The organism is Streptomyces sp. ICC4 (genome assembly GCF_003287915.1).
In the GTDB taxonomy this organism is placed as follows: Bacteria; Actinomycetota; Actinomycetes; order Streptomycetales; family Streptomycetaceae; genus Streptomyces; species Streptomyces tritrimontium.
This window is the reverse complement of sequence record NZ_CP030286.1, coordinates 5,413,705-5,431,670: the sequence shown is the minus strand read 5'-3', so window position 1 is coordinate 5,431,670 and position 17,966 is coordinate 5,413,705. Positions and strand designations below refer to the sequence as shown.

Annotated in this window: 18 protein-coding genes and 4 pseudogenes; 12 read left to right on the top strand and 10 right to left on the bottom strand. The window is 69.0% G+C overall.

The window, feature by feature from the left end; genetic code table 11:
- Positions 1 to 52: 52 nt before the first annotated feature.
- The 3 genes and pseudogenes from DRB89_RS25345 to DRB89_RS25335 form a co-directional block, all read right to left on the bottom strand.
- Positions 53 to 1,354 carry a beta-ketoacyl-[acyl-carrier-protein] synthase family protein gene (locus DRB89_RS25345; protein ID WP_112463423.1) on the bottom strand — a complete coding sequence of 434 codons (1,302 nt, stop codon included), beginning with the start codon at positions 1,352 to 1,354 and terminating at the stop codon, positions 53 to 55.
- Positions 1,351 to 1,599 (bottom strand): phosphopantetheine-binding protein, encoded by a 249-nt coding sequence (locus DRB89_RS25340; RefSeq protein WP_112449431.1) that lies wholly within the window; start codon positions 1,597 to 1,599, stop codon positions 1,351 to 1,353. The genes DRB89_RS25345 and DRB89_RS25340 overlap by 4 nt, the downstream gene beginning before the upstream one ends.
- Positions 1,600 to 1,858: 259 nt before the next feature.
- Positions 1,859 to 1,990, bottom strand: a pseudogene (locus tag DRB89_RS25335) (IS5/IS1182 family transposase); the annotation flags it as partial.
- A gap of 37 nt (positions 1,991 to 2,027) precedes the next feature.
- On the opposite strand from DRB89_RS25335, the pseudogene DRB89_RS25330 reads away from it, so the two are divergent.
- The 4 genes and pseudogenes from DRB89_RS25330 to DRB89_RS25315 form a co-directional block, all read left to right on the top strand.
- A pseudogene (locus DRB89_RS25330) lies at positions 2,028 to 2,643 on the top strand (5'-nucleotidase); the annotation flags it as partial.
- 171 nt (positions 2,644 to 2,814) lie between these two features.
- Positions 2,815 to 3,486: a hypothetical protein gene (locus DRB89_RS25325; protein WP_204357767.1), complete on the top strand. Its 672-nt coding sequence runs from the start codon at positions 2,815 to 2,817 to the stop codon at positions 3,484 to 3,486.
- A 40-nt stretch (positions 3,487 to 3,526) separates the two neighbouring features.
- Positions 3,527 to 3,877, top strand: a complete 351-nt coding sequence (locus DRB89_RS25320; RefSeq protein ID WP_112449521.1) for a hypothetical protein — start codon at positions 3,527 to 3,529, stop codon at positions 3,875 to 3,877.
- 613 nt (positions 3,878 to 4,490) lie between these two features.
- On the top strand, positions 4,491 to 4,814 hold the full coding sequence (locus DRB89_RS25315) for a hypothetical protein (protein ID WP_162688715.1): 324 nt from the start codon (positions 4,491 to 4,493) through the stop codon (positions 4,812 to 4,814).
- A 15-nt stretch (positions 4,815 to 4,829) separates the two neighbouring features.
- On the opposite strand, the pseudogene DRB89_RS25310 reads toward DRB89_RS25315, so the two are convergent.
- A pseudogene (locus tag DRB89_RS25310) lies at positions 4,830 to 5,773 on the bottom strand (IS5 family transposase).
- A gap of 399 nt (positions 5,774 to 6,172) precedes the next feature.
- Positions 6,173 to 7,240, bottom strand: a complete 1,068-nt coding sequence (locus DRB89_RS44900) for a calcium-binding protein (protein WP_275431931.1) — start codon at positions 7,238 to 7,240, stop codon at positions 6,173 to 6,175.
- A 608-nt stretch (positions 7,241 to 7,848) separates the two neighbouring features.
- Here DRB89_RS44900 and DRB89_RS25300 point away from each other — a divergent pair.
- From DRB89_RS25300 to DRB89_RS25290, 3 genes are all read left to right on the top strand, one after another.
- Positions 7,849 to 8,652 carry a leucine-rich repeat domain-containing protein gene (locus DRB89_RS25300; RefSeq protein WP_112463422.1) on the top strand — a complete coding sequence of 268 codons (804 nt, stop codon included), beginning with the start codon at positions 7,849 to 7,851 and terminating at the stop codon, positions 8,650 to 8,652.
- Between the two features lie 172 nt (positions 8,653 to 8,824).
- Positions 8,825 to 9,085: a hypothetical protein gene (locus DRB89_RS25295; RefSeq protein WP_112449525.1), complete on the top strand. Its 261-nt coding sequence runs from the start codon at positions 8,825 to 8,827 to the stop codon at positions 9,083 to 9,085.
- Positions 9,082 to 9,456, top strand: a complete 375-nt coding sequence (locus tag DRB89_RS25290; protein ID WP_204357768.1) for a PIN domain-containing protein — start codon at positions 9,082 to 9,084, stop codon at positions 9,454 to 9,456. The genes DRB89_RS25295 and DRB89_RS25290 overlap by 4 nt, the downstream gene beginning before the upstream one ends.
- A 17-nt stretch (positions 9,457 to 9,473) precedes the next feature.
- Here the strand turns inward: DRB89_RS25290 and DRB89_RS25285 are convergent, their stop codons facing one another.
- On the bottom strand, positions 9,474 to 10,955 hold the full coding sequence (locus DRB89_RS25285) for a hypothetical protein (protein ID WP_239516328.1): 1,482 nt from the start codon (positions 10,953 to 10,955) through the stop codon (positions 9,474 to 9,476).
- A 632-nt stretch (positions 10,956 to 11,587) separates the two neighbouring features.
- Between DRB89_RS25285 and DRB89_RS25280 the strand changes: the two genes are divergently transcribed.
- Positions 11,588 to 11,881 (top strand): hypothetical protein, encoded by a 294-nt coding sequence (locus tag DRB89_RS25280; protein WP_204357769.1) that lies wholly within the window; start codon positions 11,588 to 11,590, stop codon positions 11,879 to 11,881.
- Between the two features lie 60 nt (positions 11,882 to 11,941).
- On the opposite strand, the gene DRB89_RS25275 is transcribed toward DRB89_RS25280, so the two are convergent.
- The 4 genes from DRB89_RS25275 to DRB89_RS25260 all read right to left on the bottom strand — a co-directional run bounded on the left by DRB89_RS25275 (position 11,942) and on the right by DRB89_RS25260 (position 15,234).
- Positions 11,942 to 12,688 carry an AAA family ATPase gene (locus DRB89_RS25275; RefSeq protein WP_112449527.1) on the bottom strand — a complete coding sequence of 249 codons (747 nt, stop codon included), beginning with the start codon at positions 12,686 to 12,688 and terminating at the stop codon, positions 11,942 to 11,944.
- Positions 12,689 to 12,752: 64 nt separating this feature from the next.
- Positions 12,753 to 14,114, bottom strand: coding sequence for a DDE-type integrase/transposase/recombinase (locus DRB89_RS25270; protein ID WP_112449528.1), 1,362 nt, complete (start codon positions 14,112 to 14,114; stop codon positions 12,753 to 12,755).
- A gap of 103 nt (positions 14,115 to 14,217) precedes the next feature.
- Positions 14,218 to 14,802, bottom strand: coding sequence for a DUF6431 domain-containing protein (locus tag DRB89_RS25265; RefSeq protein WP_162688714.1), 585 nt, complete (start codon positions 14,800 to 14,802; stop codon positions 14,218 to 14,220).
- A 120-nt stretch (positions 14,803 to 14,922) separates the two neighbouring features.
- Positions 14,923 to 15,234, bottom strand: a complete 312-nt coding sequence (locus DRB89_RS25260) for a ribosomal protein L7/L12 (protein ID WP_275431934.1) — start codon at positions 15,232 to 15,234, stop codon at positions 14,923 to 14,925.
- Between the two features lie 651 nt (positions 15,235 to 15,885).
- Here DRB89_RS25260 and DRB89_RS25250 point away from each other — a divergent pair.
- From DRB89_RS25250 to DRB89_RS25235, 4 genes and pseudogenes are all read left to right on the top strand, one after another.
- Positions 15,886 to 16,167 carry a plasmid stabilization protein gene (locus DRB89_RS25250; protein WP_112453547.1) on the top strand — a complete coding sequence of 94 codons (282 nt, stop codon included), beginning with the start codon at positions 15,886 to 15,888 and terminating at the stop codon, positions 16,165 to 16,167.
- Positions 16,168 to 16,510: 343 nt separating this feature from the next.
- Positions 16,511 to 16,672 (top strand): annotated as a pseudogene (locus DRB89_RS25245) (helix-turn-helix transcriptional regulator); the annotation flags it as partial.
- Between the two features lie 60 nt (positions 16,673 to 16,732).
- Positions 16,733 to 17,143, top strand: coding sequence for a DUF6153 family protein (locus tag DRB89_RS25240; RefSeq protein ID WP_112449531.1), 411 nt, complete (start codon positions 16,733 to 16,735; stop codon positions 17,141 to 17,143).
- A 122-nt stretch (positions 17,144 to 17,265) separates the two neighbouring features.
- The gene (locus DRB89_RS25235; protein ID WP_162688713.1) at positions 17,266 to 17,892 is read left to right on the top strand and encodes a DUF305 domain-containing protein; all 627 of its coding nucleotides are present in this window, start codon (positions 17,266 to 17,268) and stop codon (positions 17,890 to 17,892) included.
- Positions 17,893 to 17,966: the final 74 nt, after the last annotated feature.

Genomic DNA, 17,966 nt, shown 5'->3' with positions numbered 1-17,966 from the left:
CGAAGCCTTCTGCTGGTGAGGGGGGCGCCGGTCGGGGGCGGGCCCGGTGCGGTCAGGGCGCGGTGAGGAGGAGCACCACGTTGTGCCCGCCGAAGCCGAAGGAATGGCTGACGGCGGCGGTCACCCGCTGCTCGCGGACCGCGCCGGTCACGCAGTCGATGCCGAAAGGAGTGTCGGAGCCGGAGCCGGAGCCGGAGCCGAAACCGGAGCCGGAGCCGAAACCGGAAGCGGAGCCGCCCGCACCGAGGTTGGCGATCGGCGCGACCTGGGAGTCCCGGATGGTGAGCGCGGTGAGGGCGGCCTCCACGGCCCCGGCGGCGCCGAGACTGTGGCCGAGGACCCCCTTGGCGGCGGTCACGCTGGGCCCGTGCGGCAGGACGCGGGCGATGAGCTCGCCCTCGGTGCGGTCGTTGAGGGGGGTGGAGGTTCCGTGGGCGTTGACGTGGTCCACGTCCGCCGGGGACAGGCCGGCCTCGGCCAGCGCCGCGCGCAGCGCCGCCTCCGCGTACTCCCCACCGGGGGAGGGCGCCGTCGGGTGGTGGGCGTCCGAGGTGAGGCCGGCTCCGGCGAGGTGCGCGTAGCCGCGCCTCCCGCGGGCCGCGGCGTCCGCCGTCCGTTCCAGTACGAGTACGGCGGCCCCCTCGGCGATGACGAAGCCGTCGCGGTCCGCCGCGAACGGCCGCGAGGCCAGCTCGGGTCGGTCGACCCGGCCGGACAGCGCGCCCATCCGGGCGAAGCCGGTGGTGACGACGGGGGTCACGGCGGCCTCCGCACCCCCCGCCAGCGCGATGTCGCAGGCGCCGGAGAGCAGCAGGTCGCGGGCGACGGCCAGAGCCGTGGCACCGGAGGCGCAGGCCGTCTCGGTGGCCAGGGAGGGCCCGTGGGCTCCGAGGTCGGCGGACACCTCGCCGCAGGCCATGTTGGAGATGAGCATCGGGACGAGGGCGGGCGAGACCAGGTCGGGCCCGCCCTGGTGGTGGCGCAGCGTCTGGGTTTCCAGGTGGGCGGCACCGGCCAGTCCGGAGCCGATGACCACGGCGACGCGGGCACCGTCCCAGGAGGCGGGGTCGAGCCCGGCATCGGCCACGGCTTCCCGGGCGGCCAGGACCGCGAGCTGTGTGAAGCGGCCCATCCGCCAGGCCTTGCCGCCGCCGATGCGCCCCTGCTCGGGGGACATGGCGGGGATCCGGCAGGAGATGTCGACCGGGCAGCCCTTGAGCTCGGGATCGGTGGCCGCCGTCGAGCGGGCCCGCCGTACGCCGGCCCAGGTGGCCTCCCGGCCGATCCCGGCCGGGGTGAGCATCCCCAGACCGGTGACGGCGACGGCGGCGCGCCGGTGCGGGGGAGCCGTCACCGGGCGTCCTGCGCGGTCCGCTTGGAGTGGAGGACGGCGACGAGCTCGGCGATGGTGGTGCGCTTGGCGGCCTCGTGCTCCTCGACCTTGACGCCGAGCTCCTCCTGTAGGGCGAGGGCCAGTTCGGCGAGGGCGAGGGAGTCGAGGTCGAGGCTCTCGAGGGTGGCGTCGGGCAGGACGCTCTCGGGGGCGACCTCGAACTTCTCGGTGAGCACGGTGGTGACGACGTTCTGGACAGGGGGCATGGCGGTGGGTCCTTTCGGGACAGGGGGCATGGCGGTGGGTCCGGTTCCTCGCGACCCGCACGACGTCCTCGCGGAACTCCTGGGGATAAGGCTTGGGCACAGCGACATCCTTCCCACCTGCCATGCAAGGCAAGCCAGTTCAGATGTCACCCGATCGTGCGGCAGACCCAACTGGTCCCGGCGAAGATCGAAGGGGTGCGGTCCAAGACGAAACGCCTGGCCGCACGGGGCTGGCTCGTTGAGGAAACCCCGGGCTTCTTCAGCGTCGCCGCTTCGCGAGGCGGCGGCTCATGACCATGGTCATCGACCACAGCACCATCGCCTCGGCCGTTTTGGTCCGCCTCTCGTAGTCGCGGGCCAGGCGGCGCGAGCGCATCAGCCACCCGAACGTGTGAACTCGCATGACGCGGGCGCGATGCAGCTCAGCGAGCGCCGACATCAATGGCCGAGGCCACGGCCCCCGAGAAGCCGCTCGGCAACGTCATCGCCGACGCCCAGCTCGAAGGTCTCGCCCCTGCCGACAAGGGCGGAGCGGAAGTCACGTTCATGAACCCGGGCGGCATCCGCGCGGACCTGGTGCACAAGGCGTCCGGCAGTGAGGGCGACAGGGTCGTCACCTACGGCGAGGCGTTCACCGTGTAGCCGTTCACCAACATGATGAACGTCGTCGACCTGACCGGTGCCCAACTGGTCACCGCGCTCCAGCAGCAGGTCAGCAGCTCCAACGGGGCCAGCCCGAAGATCCTCCAGGTCTCCGAGGGCCTCACCTACACCCTCGATCTGACGAAGAGCGGCGCGGACCGCGTGGTCGCCGACACCATCAAGCTGAACGGCGAGGCGATCGCCCCGGCGCGCACCTACCGCGTCGCGATGAACGAGTTCCTCGCGGGCGGCGGCGACGGCTTCGCGGCCCTCGGCCAGGGCACGAACAAGCTGGTCGGCGCCTTCGACCTGGACCTGTCCAACGCCTACCCGGCGGCCCACTCCACGGCCGCCGCACCGCTGACCCCGCCGGCGACGGACCGGATCACGATCATCCAGTAACTCCCCCTGGACGAAGGGGCGGTGGGCCTGCGGGCCTGCCGCCCCTTTCTCATCGGCTCCCGCACGGGCCAGCCGACCCGATCCGGCCGACCGACCGACCAGATCCAGCCCATAGAGTAGGCAGCTGATAGCTGGACGCACCCCCTTAGCAGCCCTTGAGGAGCCCGCCGGGTGAGCAACGTACTGAGTATGAACTGCGTCCGGGGAAGGGTCCAGGACCCGGGGACGGTCAGGGATTCGATCGACTTCACCGACGGTTCGGGACCGGCCCGCATGGTCGCGTACCCGGAGCGCGAGCTGCCGCCGGGCGGCATACCCGCCTATCTCGCGGCCCGCAAGAGCGGCGCCCGCGCCTTCGTATTGTGGGCCGACGAACACCGTCGGGAGCGGGTGGCCACGGTGGTGACCCAGTCCGCCGCCGGCGGTGTCGCCACCTTCCAGGTCCTCGGCGCGCACGGCGAGCACATCGGCACGATCGTGCGCGAGAAGACGTTCCGAGGCAGGGGCCTTCGCACGCGCTGGACCGTGACCCCGCCCGGCGCCCCCGATGCGGTGGGCTACAAGGGCCGGATCGTGTGGTGGTTCGTGTGGTGGCTGTGTCTGCCCCTGATGGTGCTGATCGTCCTCTTCTCCATCCTCGACAGCTCCCCGAGCGTGGGCGGTGCCGCGCGCGGCCCCCGGCGCATCCGATGGCGTGCGGGCGGCAGGATGCCCCTGGAGTTCAGGTCCGGCGGCGACAAGCTGCACCTGCACGAACCGGACCTGGACTGGCGGCTCGGGGCCGCACTGGTCGCCCTGGTACGCAGCTTCAGCTCCATCAGGTGGGACGCCATGAAGAAGTGAAGGGTGGTGTTCCGGGGCCGCGCACAGTAGAACTGGTCCCATGTCCGACCAGCAGCCTCCCTCCCACTGGCCCTGGCCGCCCGGTGCGCCCGGCGTGTACGCGCCACCGCAGGCCCGTGAGGTCACCGCTTCCTACCGGCGGTGGGCGGGCGTTCTCACCTGGACCGTCGTCGTCGTCGCCGCCCTCATGGCAGTCGCGCTCGTGGTGAGCATCGTCTTCCTCGTATGGGCGGACCAGGACACGCGGAACGCCGCCTACGGCTACCTCGCGCTCGTTCTCTGGGTCGGGATCGCCGCAGGGGTCCCGGTCCTGATCGGGGTCGCGGTCCCCGCCCGAGGCATGAGGCGTCGGGTGCGGCAGCAGAGCCGGGAGGGGAACGCGCCTTCGTAGGACGCCGCCGGGTGTGCAGGCCGGGGCCGGTGCTCCCGGACCTCCCGGTCAGGTCGCGTGTCCTCGGTTCGGCGCGTGCGGTCCAAGGCGAAGCGTCTGGCCGCGCGGGGCTGGCTTGCCAAGGACACCTCGGGCTCCTTCAGCGTCGCTGTTTCGCGAGGCGGCGGCTCATGACCATGGTCATCGACCACAGCACCATCGCCTCGGCCGTTTCGGTCCGCCTCTCGTAGTCGTGTGTCAGGCGGCGCGAGCGCATCAGCCACCCGTACACCACATCCCCGGACGTGACCCTGGGCCGCGACGAAGGCCCGCCAGCCCGTGAGGGCCGTCAGATGCCTTCGGTGAGAAACCTAGCCCTCACCAACCTTCGATGACAACGCTCAACCTTCGCTGCGAGAGATCACCTGTGCCGAGTCGCTGACCGCTGTCATCCAATCCAGGCGTTTGACAGCGAACCCAGTCGTTTCGCCTTCCTTGCCAGCGAACCTAGGAGCTGTCCGGTCGATCATTGCGCTGCCTCGTGCTCGGGCTCCTGTCTGCGCCGGGTGCGGATTCAGGCAGCGGTGATCGGCCGCAGCTTCTCGCCGACGGCGCGGCCCGCGACAATGTGGGTATGGATGCTGCTGAAGACCCTGTAGCCGTGGTTGCATGCCTGCTGGATGAGCCGTGGGACGGCAGGTGGAACAGCCTTGAGGTGGCGGGCGTCGATCTAGTGTCGATTTACACCAGGATGGAGGGCTGCACGTACACGTGGATCACCAATGGCGGCTCCCTCCACGAGCGGGGGATGGCGACCGTGAGGTTCATCTCTGACGAGATTGAGAGGGTCCTTCCCGAGCTGGCTGAACATGACAGCGTGCACGTATGGCATCGGTTGCACCGGATGGCTCAGCTGATGGTCGCTCACAACAACGCACCGGTTGAGGAGAGTTCCTAGGAACTCTCCGGTCGGTCATGTGCGGAGCCAGATGACGAGGCTTGCCGCCGTGATGGTGCCGAGGAAAACGTAGCCACGCTTGTCATAGCGGGTGGCCACTGCTCGGTGGTTCTTGAGCCTGTTGATGGCTCGTTCGACGGTGTTGCGCTTCTTGTAGCGGTCCTCGTCGAACCCCGGTGGCCGGCCGCCGTGTGCGCCTCTTCGCAGGCGGGCGGCCCGGCTGTCGGCCTTCTCCGGGATCGTGTGCGGGATGCCCCGGCGTCGCAGGTACTCCCGACACGGCCGGTTGCTGTAGGCCTTGTCAGCGGCGATGCTGTCCGGCCTGTTGCGGGGCCTGCCCGGCCCGAGACGGGGAACGCGGATCTTCTCCAGCACCGGTCGGAACTGGGGGCTGTCACTCCGCTGGCCGGCAGTGATGAGCAGGGACAGCGGGCGGCAGCGACCGTCGGCGCTCAGGTGGATCTTGCTGGTGAAGCCACCCCGCGAGCGGCCCAGTCCCTCACCTGCTGCACCACCTCCGCCAGCCGGCCGACCAGGCTCTGCCACGGAGGTTCGGCCAGGTGTTCCGCCGCGTCGCCCCCCTTTGGAGCGGCCGTGGTAGGTGGCGGGTCGTTGCGGGCGCCGGCGGCATGCTGATGAGCGCGCACGCTCGTCGAGTCGACCGAGACGTCCCAGTCCACGTCACCCGCGGCGTCGGCTGCGGCTTGGATCTGCTGCAGCAGATGTTCCCAGGTGCCGTCTGCGGACCACAGCCGGTGGCGCTCGTAGACCGTCTTCCAGGGCCCGAACCGCTCGGGAAGGTCGCGCCACTGCACACCGGTCCGCACTCGGTGCAGAATCCCGTCGATTACCTGCCGATGGTCTCGCCATCGGCCACAACGACCATTGCTCACCGGCAGGAACGGCCAGAGCCGTTCCCACTCGGCATCCGACAAGTCACCACGCTGATCCCGCCCCATACCCCGACCAACGAGTCAGGAGCGAGCCAGTCACATGATCGGCCGGACAGCTCCTAGGTCGTACGAGGTGACATGCTGGGGGTGCTGGGTGGCTGATGGGGCTCGATGAATCTCCCCACCCGACGCTCGGGGGTGGGACAGACCTGCTCGCCCAAGTTTCCCACCATCGGGGCTACGGTCGGGCACCACAGCGGACGGGCTGCCCGATAGCCAGCCATGTCCAGGGGGCAGCCTCGTAGTCCCAGCTTGGACGCAATAAGCGGTGTTGGTGTGAAGGGCACAGGCGAACGAATAGCCGTGCGCCGGCCGTCGTTCCTGGAGATGGGACAAGGCCCCGATCTCAGCCTTGAGACAGGGGCCCTGTGTTCTCGTCGGCCGGTGGGTGGCCGATTTGCCGGTCTACGGGATGCCGTTGACCATCTCGCACCGCAGGGCGGTGTCGCCGTCGCCTGCTTCGCCGTCACAGTCGTCGGTCTGCGGCCCGCCGTCGAGGTGGTCGTCGCCGGGGCCCGCCCGGAGCGTGTCGTCCCCGTTGCCGGCCTTGAGCCGGTCCTTCCCGCCCGCGGTGCCGATGGTCTCCGTGGCGTCGAAGTTGGTGTTGTCGCCAAAGAGCGTGTCGTTGCCCCCGCGGCCTTCGATCAGATCGCGGCCGGCAGTCGTGACGGTGGCGTCGACGACGGCGCTGTCACCGATGAGGACTTCGTCCGCGCTGCCGCCGATGAGCCGGTCGTTGCCTGCGCCGGTGGCGCTCCCCCCTGCAGGGTCAATGATGTTGTGGTCCCCGACCGCGGCGAAACCGCCGTCGGGCCCCAGGTTGGTCAGGTCGTCCCCACCACTGCCCTTTGCATCACGGGCGGCCTCACTGTCGCCGACGATGAATTCCAGACCGGGGCCACCGAGGAGGACGTCATCACCGGCGCCCGTAGCGGATCCTTCGATGGCCAGCGAATCCCCGGTGAGGTGGTCGTCCCCTGCGCCACCTTCCAGTCGGTCATCGCCACCGCCGCTGGCGTCGCCTCCCGCAAAGCTGACGCTGTCGCCGTACAGGCCGTCGTTGCCGTTGCCTCCGAAGACCTGGTCCTTCCCTCCCCCCGTGGCATTGCCCCCGTCAGTGCTGGAGTCGCCCACGAGGTTGTCATCGTCATCACCCCCGAACAAACGATCGTCGCCGCCGCCCACGACGTTGCCGTTGTCGGCCCGCAGGTCGCCACGGATGATGTCGTTACCCGGCCCACCGTCGATCCGGTCGTCGCCGAGTCCACCAAGCAGACGGTCCTCTCCAGCCAGCCCGCAGATGCGGTCGTTGCCGCCCATGCCGTCGATCCTGTCGGCGCCCAGCGAGCCGATGATGACGTCATCTCCCGGTGTCCCATTGATCGTCCCCGAACCCGTGATGGTCGCCGAGCGGCCAAAGCAGTCGGCCTTCACCGGGCCCGCAGCGACCGCGGGAAGCCCGAGCGTGAGCACTGCCGCCGCAGTGAGTCCGGCTGCAAAGGCCTTCCGAAATGCCGGACGGCAGGACCTGCCCAGACGTTGAGGCCGAGGAGCGCGATGTGCAGTCATACAAAACCTCCTGGCTGATGGCTCCCGGTGATGCTGGGCAGGGCCGGATCCAACAGCGTGTGTCTCCCAAGACGGGGCAGAGGACAGCTCTTCATGAAACACATCGAACCGTATGGGCCGCTCTCCACGAGGACCGCCGGGCCCAGCATCCGGGTGAGGCCACTCGCAACCCGCAAGGCGCCAAAAGCTACTGACAGGCCATTTGTTCCCTGGCGTCCGAGCTGCGACTACAAGGCCGGGTCGAGCTGTCGCCGGTTGGCGAGGCCCAGCGCATTGCACCGCCGACGGCGCCCTTGACTGCTCCGCAGCCCGCATACTCCACGAGCGGGCGGCCCCGACCCCCGTTGCCGACAGCAACCGACCGGGGAACGAAGAGCAGCTCTGGGGAAAATTCGGGATCCGCATCATGGCCGTACCGGTTGGGGTGAATCTTGCGGAGCCGTACTCGCCCCTGAGTCTCTCTCGCGCATAGTCACTGAAGGGGCCCTCAGTAACCTCCGTATCTTGGTGCCATGACGGACGAGGATGAACCAAGGCTCTACGTGAACCGCTGGGGCGACACATCAGATCCAGCCCCGGAGCGGCGGGGGCCCCGCCAGGACGCGTGCTCGTGCTTCGATCAGTCCAGGCCTCAACCGCGAGCCCGCGTCGGTTTCCACACCGAACGGCAGGACACCTCCGCCCCGGGCTGGCAGCACCTGCTGGAGCTGGTCGATGAGGCCGAAGCCGACGGGCGCGAAGAGTTCCGTCCCCTCACCGAGCTGAGCCCAGAAGAACGGCGGCAGGTCATCACCCTGCCGCCGAGCATCGCCAGACTTACGGCGGTCAAACACTTGGTTCTCTACGGCAGTAACTTGGTCCGGATCCCGCCCGAGATCGGATCCATGGCCAGCCTGGAGGAGTTCACCCCCTACACCTCCTACCGGCTGCACTGGTTCCCCTACGAGATCACGCGATGCCGGAAGCTGACCCGCAGCACAGTGAGCACACGCGCGTTGTTCGGCAACGAGAAGCAGCGGCCACCCTTCCCGAGGCTTCAGCCTGCCCAGGACTCCGTCGTGGACCTCGATCTGGAGAACCTGGATCCCCGGCGATGGGGAGACACCGCCATCCATCGCTGCAGTGCCTGCAACCATCCGATCGCACAGGGCGGACTCCATCAGGTGTGGATCTCGCTACGCGTGGCCACCGACGTGCTTCCTTTGCTGGTCAGCGCCTGCTCGTCGGCGTGTGTCGCCGACCTCCCCGACGGTGCGAAGGGCTACATCCCCACACCGCACACAGGCGGCCGAGTCGATCAGCCGGCGTCCGACTGAGACTGACCAGCCGACGTGTCGCCAACGCCACGACCGATCTCACGTGATCGTTTGCCAACCAACTTAGTCGTGGCAGGTCAGCGCGACCCAGGCGACTAACTTCAGTGTCAAAGGACAGTCGCACTTCAAAGATCACCTGACAGTCGATTCTACTGGCGGTAGAATCGACTGTATGAGCAGCAGCAAGCCCACGAGCATCAAGACGACGGAAGCGACACGCGACCGCCTGCGGATTCTCGCCCAGGAGCGCGGCACGACCATCACCGAACTCCTGGAGGACCTCGCCGCGGCGCAGCTGACTGTTGCCGAGCAGGAGGAGCGCGCCCTCGAGGCAGCTTCTGAGCTCGGGCTGGAGTACACCGAGCAGCTCCAGCGGACCGGGCAGTCGGCGTGGGAGAAAGTCCGCGCCCATCAGGACGGTGCCGCGGCGTGAGCCTGACGGTGGTCTTCGACCACACGGCCCTGGTCGCCCTGTACAGGGCGGACCCGTTCCTCACCGGGCTCTACATCGAATCGTCTCGGGGCACGGGCCGTGTTTTGATCCCGGCCCTGTCCCTGCTCGCTGCCGAACGTACGACGCCCGGGGCCGGCGCCCACGCCGCGCGCCTGCGGTTCGCCGAGACCGTCGCGTTCACCGGTGCGCACGCACTGGACTCGAGCTCGTGGCCGGCCACCGACTGGGCGATCACGCACCCGGCGGCCATGGCCTGGCAAGCCGCGAAGGACGGGGAGCCCGTCACCGTCCTCTCCCTGAGCCCGCAGGCGTACGAGGGCACCGGTATCTACCCGCTCAACCCCTCCTGACGACTGACCGCAGCGCCCTACAGCAGCCCGCCAAGCGGCAGAACCCGTTCGGTCAGCTGCCCGCGCAGCCTCCCACGGGCGGTGTCGGCTGAGGTCAGCCAGCCGGCGGCGACCAGCAGCGCGGTGTGCTCCGCGATGTCCCCGGGTGCCAGGGCGCAGAACCCGCCGGCCTTGTCGAGTGAGAGCCCGTCGTCGCCGGAGTGTCCGAGGCGGCCGTCGGGCTGCGTGTGGGCGGCGGTGTACACGGCGAGAAGCCTGGTCGCGGCGCCGAGTTTGTTCTTCCGGAGATTCCGGTCTCCGACGGCCCTCTGAGCCCAGCCTGAGACCCTGCCGCGGGCGTCCTTGCCGAAGGAGAAGGGTCGGCCCTGTTCCGGCAGGAGGGCGGGGACGGTGAAGGTGGTGTAGTTCTCGGGCCGGGAGACCAGGGCTTCGGCAACGCTGCCCGGAAGGTGCAGCCAGCCAGCTGCGACCAGTTGGTCGAGTGCCTGGTCGGCTCCGTGCGGGAGCCAGCCGGTGATGTCCTGGCCGGTGATGTTCCCGGTGCCGTCCCGGGCCGCCCGCAGGGTGAGCAGGAGCACCATGAGGTGTACCTGCGGCTCAGGGCGCGGGGCGTGGGCTTGGACGTACTCAAGGACGACGCGGGCGTGCGCAGCGTGGTTACGGGTCAACAGCCTCTCCACCACAGGCACATTCGCGTCGCCGGCGGGGAGCCCGGTGCGGTTGGCATGCATGTCCCGGGTGGTCAGCGCGGCGCTCTCAGCCCGCTGCGCCTCGTGGCGCAGTGAGGCGTCGCCCGTGGCGTCGGCCCACTGGGCAAACGCCCGTGCCTTGCGGTCGTGGAGATCGGCCAGCAAGACGAGGTCGGGTTCGGGGTTGTGCTGGTAGGCGCGAAACGCGTCGCCGAGCTCGATGAGCTCCACACGCAGTGTGTCGGGCTTCAGGTCGTACGGCACGGTCCGCTGAGCGATCTTCCCCCACCGCTTGGCCCGGCGCGGCGCCGTGGTGGCAGTGCGGGCCGCGGGCACGGACGACAGTCCGGCAGCTTCGGGTGCTTCGCCAGCCTCGAGGGTGGCGGGGGAGGAGGTGCGGTCGGAGAACACGGCCACCGCTCCCACGGGGTCGCCGACCGCCGGCTGTCCGGGTACCTGCCGGCCGGCACCGCTTGCAACGGGCTGAGGCGGGGCGGTGTCGAGGACGCGGCAGCCAGCGGTGGCGGCCGCGCAGCGCGCGCACACCTCCGCGATCCGCCACAGCCGTCCGGCACGGTCCGCGGTTACCGCCAGGACCACCGGGCCCCCGCACGTCCCTGGGGCTGTCACCAGCCGCTGTTCGGCCCGCCGGGCCGGGCGGGTGGTGGGGTCGGGGGTGTGCCACGCGCAGTCGGCTGTGCGGCAGGCGCACCAGGCCGTGGGGCGCGGGCCGCCGCCGGTACGGATCTGGGCCAGGTGTGTGTTGACGTGCCTGATGGCGGCCTTGCGTCCGTCGGCAGCACTGGGCAAGCGCTGTTCGCTGCAGGCTGGGCGGGAGCAGGTGAGCCTGACCGTGCCAGCGGAGGGACGGCCGTGGGGATCCAGCCGCACGAGCCACACCCGTCCCGTGACGCGGTGCTCCTCCTGCTGCGTACCGGCATCCACCGCCATGCGTGTGCTCCCCACGTTGGTCGCTCCGTTGCCTGGGCGGCCCCATCATCAGGGATATTCACCGGTCGCCTACGGAAGTAGGCCCAGGTTTCACCCGGCGCGCCGGATGACCAACCGCAAGGCCGGAGAGGTCCGTGAGGACGACGTGGCCAAAGGGGTCAACGGCGGAAGGCTGCGTGTGAAGCCGGCGCCCGGCGGCACGGGAAGCAGTCAAGAACGGACACCGGCTCCGGCCGAGCCGTCCCCGGCGAAGAGATCTCACGCATAGGGGGTGCCAGCACGGGTGGGCGGTCGCCTGGTGAGGATTCTGGTGAGTGAGTGGTGAGTTGCGCCAGTCCTCGACATTCCGGGCCCTGACCACAGCTGGTGACGGGGCTCTACCGATGCCTCCACATGCTCTGACCTGGGATGGGGAGTGGCGCGGCGAGTTCACCAGTTCGTGCTTCCATACGCCCTGGACGGGCCCTGCCGGCGCGCAGGACGATGAAGGCATGAGCGGGCAGGACCAGGGCCAGGACGTCGTCGCTGAACCGCGGCGGCAGCCGCTGACTGCCGAGCAGGCGCGTGCGGTGACGGCTGGGCTGCTTGAGGCGATGGAGGACGTCCGCCGTACGGTCGCGGTGCTCGCTGCCCGGGTCCGTGATGCGCATACCGCCCGCGTCTGGGTCCCGCTGGGAGAAGGCTCGTGGGAGTCGTACTGCGCCACGGAGCTCGGCATCAGCCTGTTGAGCGACGCTGAAGATGAGCATGAGGGCGACGTGCTGGTTGTCGATGGGGCGGGATGAAACGACCCCGGCGGCCGTTAGGCCGCCGGGGTCGTCGTGAACACGGTGTCGGCTTCGTGCTCACTCTGTCGCGTGGGTCTCGGTGATGGCGGTGCGGGTGGAGGACTCGTCGACGATGCCTTTCTCCTCGGTGAAGGCGGCGATGAGGGACTGCCAGGCGATGTTGTTGACCGAGCGGGGCAGGCCGCGGCTGGTGAGGTGGATCAGTTCGACGGCGTCGTCGGAGAACAGGGTGTCCTCTCGTCCGGCGATCGTGAGGTGGTGCTTGATGTAGCTGGCGGTCTCCTCCTTGCTCATCGTGGGCATCTGGTAGCTGATCGAGATCCGCTGGTCCAGGGCCGCCAGGACGCCGTGTTTCATCCGTTTGCGCAGGGTGGGCTGGCCGATCAGCAACACCGCGAACGGCGTCGTGGAGTCCATGTCGTAGTTGGTGAGCATGCGGATCGCGTCCAGCTCCTGGTGGTCGAGGAGGTGCGACTCGTCGATCACCACGGCCGGCGTTCGTCCCCGTTCGTCGACCTCGGCGGCCAGCGCGGCAGACGCCTGGGTGGCGAGAGCGGCCAGGTGGAACTTGGGGGTCCCGCCCAGGCTGGTGACGATGCGGTCATAGAGGCCGCGCATGCCGACCTCGGGATTGGGCTGGTAGATGACCGTGAACCGGGCCGGGTCGAGCGAGGCGACGGCACCTTTGAGAGCGACGGTCTTTCCGGATCCGACCTCGCCAGTGACCACGCCGATCGCCCGGTTGTTGATGCACCACGCGATCCGGGCGGCAGCTTCCCGGTGGGAGTGGTGCTGGTGAAGCATGGACGGAGCCAGGTTCCGGCCGAAGGGGACGCGGGTGAAACCGAAAACCCCTGAACGCGGTCGATCATCGCGGTCCCCGCCCGTCGTCCATCAGGGACGAGTAGTTGATGCCTTTCGCGGTGTTCGCCGTGTGCGTCTCGTCGAGGATCTTCAGGTAGTCGATTCCAGTCGGCGGGGCCGACTCCGGTGGTGTCTCCGGCCTCGCCTTCGGATGGGTGTGCCGGCCCACCCGGTGCGGGACGGCCTTGCCCGCCGTCTTCCCCGAGGCCCTCACCTCGATCTCGGTCAGGTCGAACGGGTCGAAGACCAGCTCGACCTTCATCCCGACCAGCATCGGGTCGGCCTCGTAGCTGTTGCCGTGCAGGCTGACCGTCGCGGTCTTCGTCACGGTCCGGAACTCCGACCACAGAAACGCCTCCCGAAGATCAGCGGGGCTGGGCAGCGGCAGCGGCCGGGGAATCGAACCCAGCCACCGTTCGATCGGAGGCTGCCCCGTCTCCGAGTGCACGGTGCGGTGATAGACCGTCTCCACCCACGCGGTGAAAAGCCTGTTCAGCTCGGTGAGATGCTCAATCTGACCGACACGTTCCTCGTCGAGCTCGACCAGGAACTGATCACGGACCGTGCGGAAGAACCGTTCGATCTTCCCCCTGCCCTGAGGCCGTCCCGGCTTGGAGTGCGTGAGCCGAACGGCCAGAGACGCGCACGCTCGCAAGAGCCACGTGTCGACGAAGGCACTCCCGTTGTCGACGTAGATCGACTCCGGGACCCCGCGGGCAGACAGCGCCGGCCGCAGGGCGGCGGCCAGGCGGACGGTGTCCTCCGCGAACCCGAACCGATGGCCTACGATCGCCCGGCTGTGATCGTCGATGAACGCGAACAAGTACGTCTTGCGCCCTCCGATCTTCGGTCCGTGGAGGGCGTCCCCGGTCCACAGCTCGTTGCCGCGGGTGGCCTCGAACCGGCCGAACACGCTCTTCTCACTGCTGGCGCCGGCGCCGGTGAGGCCGGCGTCCGCGAAGTGCCGCTGCAGCGTCCGGTCGGTCGGCGACCACCCCTGCGTGGTCCGCAGGATCCGCTGGATCTGAGCCGCGGTGCGGGCAGGGTTCTCCTTCTTCAGTGCCGCTGCCAGGTCCAGCACCTCCACCGGCGTCCGCGGGGTGACCTGCCGCTGGGCCGGTACCAGCGCGGGAAACCCGCCCGCGCGGTAGTGACGGGCCCAGCGGTCCAGGGTGCCGCGGGCGACCCTGACCTGCCGGCCGAACGGGTCGGTGTGCTCCTTCGCGGCCAGTTCACGGGCGAGTTTCCCGCGCTGGCGTGTCGTGAGCTTCGTATCGATCAAGTCCTGGATCAGGCCGTAACGGAACAGGCCCACCTGCCGGGCCCGCTCCGCCCGGCGACGGTCCTCGTCCTCACTCGGTGACATAGGCAACCCACCTCGCGTCTCGAACAGAGCCCGCCGCTTCGCCGGCGGACACGATCAAGACTTCCGGCGCCCTCCGATCCCGCCCAGGGGCGGCCCGTGTTGATCAACTAGCTGTAGAAGGTGAGGTCAGAACGCTGCCACTTATCGCCCGGCCGGCGAACTCCCACCGCGACACCGTGAGCATGTGCGGCCACTTCGTCGCGGCCGCCCGATGGGCGACCGCGACCGCAGAGACGGCGTCGGCGAACATCGAAGGCGTCACTTCCGGCATCACCGGGTCGTCCGCGAGCGCGACCAGAGCGATGGTGAAGTGCCGGCGCACGTCCTCGGCTCGCCTGGCGAACGCCCGCAGCCAGCCACGGACCGTGCCCTCGGCCAGGCCCAGACGGACGGCGACTTGGCGGTGCCCCATGCCCAACGCGGCTATCTCCAGACCCGCCCCGATGACCTCGGCCGCATCCGCCCGCCGCGGCCAAAACGCCTCCGCCAGCAGCACGTGGGTAACCTTGCAGGCTGAGCAGCGCGTACGGCGCGGCAGCAGAAACAACCGGGCTCCCAGATCACCCCGGATCGACCGCGGCCGGCCATGACCCCACGGCGCCAAAACCGCCTCACACGCCGGACAAATCAGTCGACCCTGCCGAAGCTGACGCTCCACCAACAGCCCGTCCGAGTCGACAACCAGCACCGACACCTCCACCTGACCTGCAACGATCAGCCGGAATCTCTCCAAACAGGTGGGTGATCATGCCCGGATCAACCGGTCAAGTCGCCTAGGGCCTGTCTCTCAGATCGAACTCGGCCGATTTCAGGTCGCTGTGGGCAGGCCATTTGCCCAGCAGATCTCCAAGGGCCGCGGGTCCGTGCACTGCGCCGAGGTGAGGGGGAAGGCTCCCCGCCTAATGGGGCGGCCGCAGCAATCGCAGAGCAGCGTGGTGCGGGCGCCTACGTCCTCAAGGGTCCGAGCCGCCTCGACAGCGGCTTCGAACCAGCCGGCTGCCTCGACCTCTACGGGTGCGTCGGCAAGCAGAAGCTTGCTGTTCCACAGGCTGAGGCCGGTGATCGTCCGTATCGCACGGACTGCCTCCATTTTCCGGTCTCCTGCTTCTGTCAGCAGCACACGGAATCCTGGCTCTTCCACACACCCTCCCCGGCCGTCCACGAGCTGTGCGGCAAGTGAACCATCATGGCAACTGGTGAGTGCCGTGGGCGGGTGGACGATAGGCGCAGCGGGCTATCGCCGGACCCGGATCAGGATGGCGGCGAGGTGGAGGGCGGCCTGGTAGGCGATGGCGCTTCGTGTTCACCGTGTCGTCGCACACGAAGCGCCATCAGACTGCCCGTCGAGATCAACGTTCGTGTTCACCAGCAACGTCGCGAGCCGTCACGTACGTGCTCACGTTGAGAGTCGCTCAACAGGGGGTGCCCCTATCACTTTGGTCAAGGTGGATGGGTGTTGCTTCGGGGCGTCTGGAACGATGTGACCGTGGATGCTGATGATCAGGCGGTGGCAGTGGGCGGGAACGGACCGGAGTGGACGGGCGGGCTGAGCCAGCGTCTGCGTTGCTGCGTCTGTGGCGGGTCTACTGATGGCTCCGAGGATTACGTGCTCGTTGAGCTGACGGCACAGTTCTCTGGCGCTCGCCAATGGCTGGGTGCGCATGCGGAGCACCTGAACTCCGTTCTTGGAGAAGGGTTCTCCGTGGAGGTCCACTTGATGTAGTGGTTCCGCTCGCAGACGGGATTGTTGCCTTCAGCTGGCGCCCGGCGTCTGGGGTTCGTAGAAGGTCCCATCGCGGAGCATCGCGAAGAGGACGTCGGCCCCTCCCGCACCGTGAACAAGGAACGCGCGCGGTCCGGAGAGAGCAAGACGGCCAGCCGCAGCTCCACACAGGGCAAGTCGGCATCGCAGCGCGGAGGCGAGAAGTCCCACGGGGGCGGCGGCTCTTCCGAGCGCACCAAGGAGGACCTCTACCAGGAGGCGAAGAAGCGCGGCATCGAAGGCCGCTCGTCCATGACGAAGCAGCAGCTCAAAAGCGCCCTCGGCCACTGACCTCGCACCCGGCCGGCTTCATGCGGCAAGCGGGTGTGGGTGTCGGCGCCTTCCGAGGGTGCGCCACTGCCCCACAAACAGAGCCCGGCCGAGACCGTGACCACCCTGCCGGGCTCTCTCACGCCTCCTCGGCCTGGCAGGAACCGAGGGCGCGTCCCGGTCAGACCCACTCGCCCCCCGCGCTGTGCATCCGGTGCGCCTCCCGAAGGGGGCGTGCGTCCATCACCTCCAGGGCATGCCGGTCAGGCACCGGGAAGGAAGAGACAGAGCAGGTGACCGTGCGGGTCATCGTAGGACGCGTACACCCTGTTGAGGCTGGTGCTCCTCCACCGTCGCACCCAGAGCGCGCCTGTCCAACGACGAGATCGCAGACCGCATGGTGATCAGCCCACTGACCGCGAAAACCCACGTCAACCGGGCCATGACCAAACTCCGCGCCCGCGATCGCGCCCAGCTCGTGATCCTCGCCTACGAATCCGGCCTGGTAACCCCACGCAACTCCTGACACCGAGCCTGGTCGGCGGAGGCCGAGCCGTGCGGCCGGATCGGATCGTACGATGACCGCATGACCAGCACGTTGCAGCCGTCGAGCCGTCGCCTTGCCGGGCGTGGCTTCGTGCCGCTGGTGCTGGCGGTGCTGGCCGGTGTGCTGGCGATGCACGGCCTGGGGCCGGGACCTGCGCCCACGAAGGCATCGGCAACTGCCGATGGCCACGTCATGGCAATGGTCCACGACGATGCCGCCCAGCAGGTGGCTGGTGACTGCTCGCACACTGACGGTGGAATGGGCCACGCGGAGCACGCGGATGCCACGTGTGCGGCGGCCGCTGTCGGCGCCGCGTACGCGCCTCCCGTCCTCGCCGCGGCTCTCGATACCGGGCCCGCACCGGTGGTACTGACCGGCAGTGCGGCCGGGACCCCGGAGAGCGGGCGTGCGCCGCCCGATCTCGCTGATCTGCAACTCCTGCGGATATAGGACCGCCCGTACGGCACCCCCTTGTCCCGGCTTGGCCGGCGGGGGGATGCCGCGCTCCGGCACGTCCTCGTTCCGTATCGGCGCCTGCCCGCTCGGGCGGCGCATCAAGGAGTCGCACCACCGTGAACAAGAACCTCATCCGCCGGACCGCCCTCGTCGCCGTCGCGGGCGCCGCCTCCCTCGTGCTCGCCGCGTGCGGATCGAGCAACGACACCTCCGCCGGGCACAACGGCCACAGCCCGTCGCCCTCGGCCTCCCCGTCCGCTCCGACCTCCCAGGGCCAGCACAAGGCGGCCGACGTCGCGTTCGCCAAGGGGATGATCCCCCACCACCGCCAGGCCGTGGAGATGGCCGACCTCGCGCCCACCCGGGCCGAGTCCGCCGAGGTCAAGAAGCTCGCCGACGAGATCAAGAAGGCCCAGGACCCGGAGATCAAGACCCTCTCCGGCTGGCTGACCTCCTGGGGTGAGCAGGTTCCCGCCGACGGCGCCATGGACCACTCCGCGCACGGCGCCGACGGCGGAATGATGACGCCCGAGGAGATGGACAACCTGCAGAAGGCGTCCGGCAAGGCGTTCGACACCGCCTTCATGCAGCTCATGATCAAGCACCACGAGGGCGCGGTGGCGATGGCCAAGACGGAGAAGGCCGACGGTTCCTTCCCCGAGGCCAAGACGATGGCGGACGCCATCATCACCTCGCAGACCGCCGAGATCACCAGGATGAACGACCTGCTCGGCAAGAACTGACCCACCCGGGCGGAGGGATGTGCCGGGGCCGTACGGGCCCGCACACCCCTCCGCCCTTTGCTGGGTTCAACACC

Bases quoted from the DNA above. Each gene is read 5' to 3' on its own strand.
- DRB89_RS25340 (WP_112449431.1), bottom strand. From the start codon at position 1,599: ATGCCCCCTGTCCAGAACGTCGTCACCACCGTGCTCACCGAGAAGTTC.
- DRB89_RS25320 (WP_112449521.1), top strand. From the start codon at position 3,527: ATGTCCGACCAGCAGCCTCCCTCCCACTGGCCCTGGCCGCCCGGTGCG.
- DRB89_RS25315 (WP_162688715.1), top strand. From the start codon at position 4,491: ATGGATGCTGCTGAAGACCCTGTAGCCGTGGTTGCATGCCTGCTGGAT.
- DRB89_RS25300 (WP_112463422.1), top strand. From the start codon at position 7,849: ATGACGGACGAGGATGAACCAAGGCTCTACGTGAACCGCTGGGGCGAC.
- DRB89_RS25295 (WP_112449525.1), top strand. From the start codon at position 8,825: ATGAGCAGCAGCAAGCCCACGAGCATCAAGACGACGGAAGCGACACGC.
- DRB89_RS25280 (WP_204357769.1), top strand. From the start codon at position 11,588: ATGAGCGGGCAGGACCAGGGCCAGGACGTCGTCGCTGAACCGCGGCGG.
- DRB89_RS25275 (WP_112449527.1), bottom strand. From the start codon at position 12,688: ATGCTTCACCAGCACCACTCCCACCGGGAAGCTGCCGCCCGGATCGCG.
- DRB89_RS25270 (WP_112449528.1), bottom strand. From the start codon at position 14,114: ATGTCACCGAGTGAGGACGAGGACCGTCGCCGGGCGGAGCGGGCCCGG.
- DRB89_RS25240 (WP_112449531.1), top strand. From the start codon at position 16,733: ATGACCAGCACGTTGCAGCCGTCGAGCCGTCGCCTTGCCGGGCGTGGC.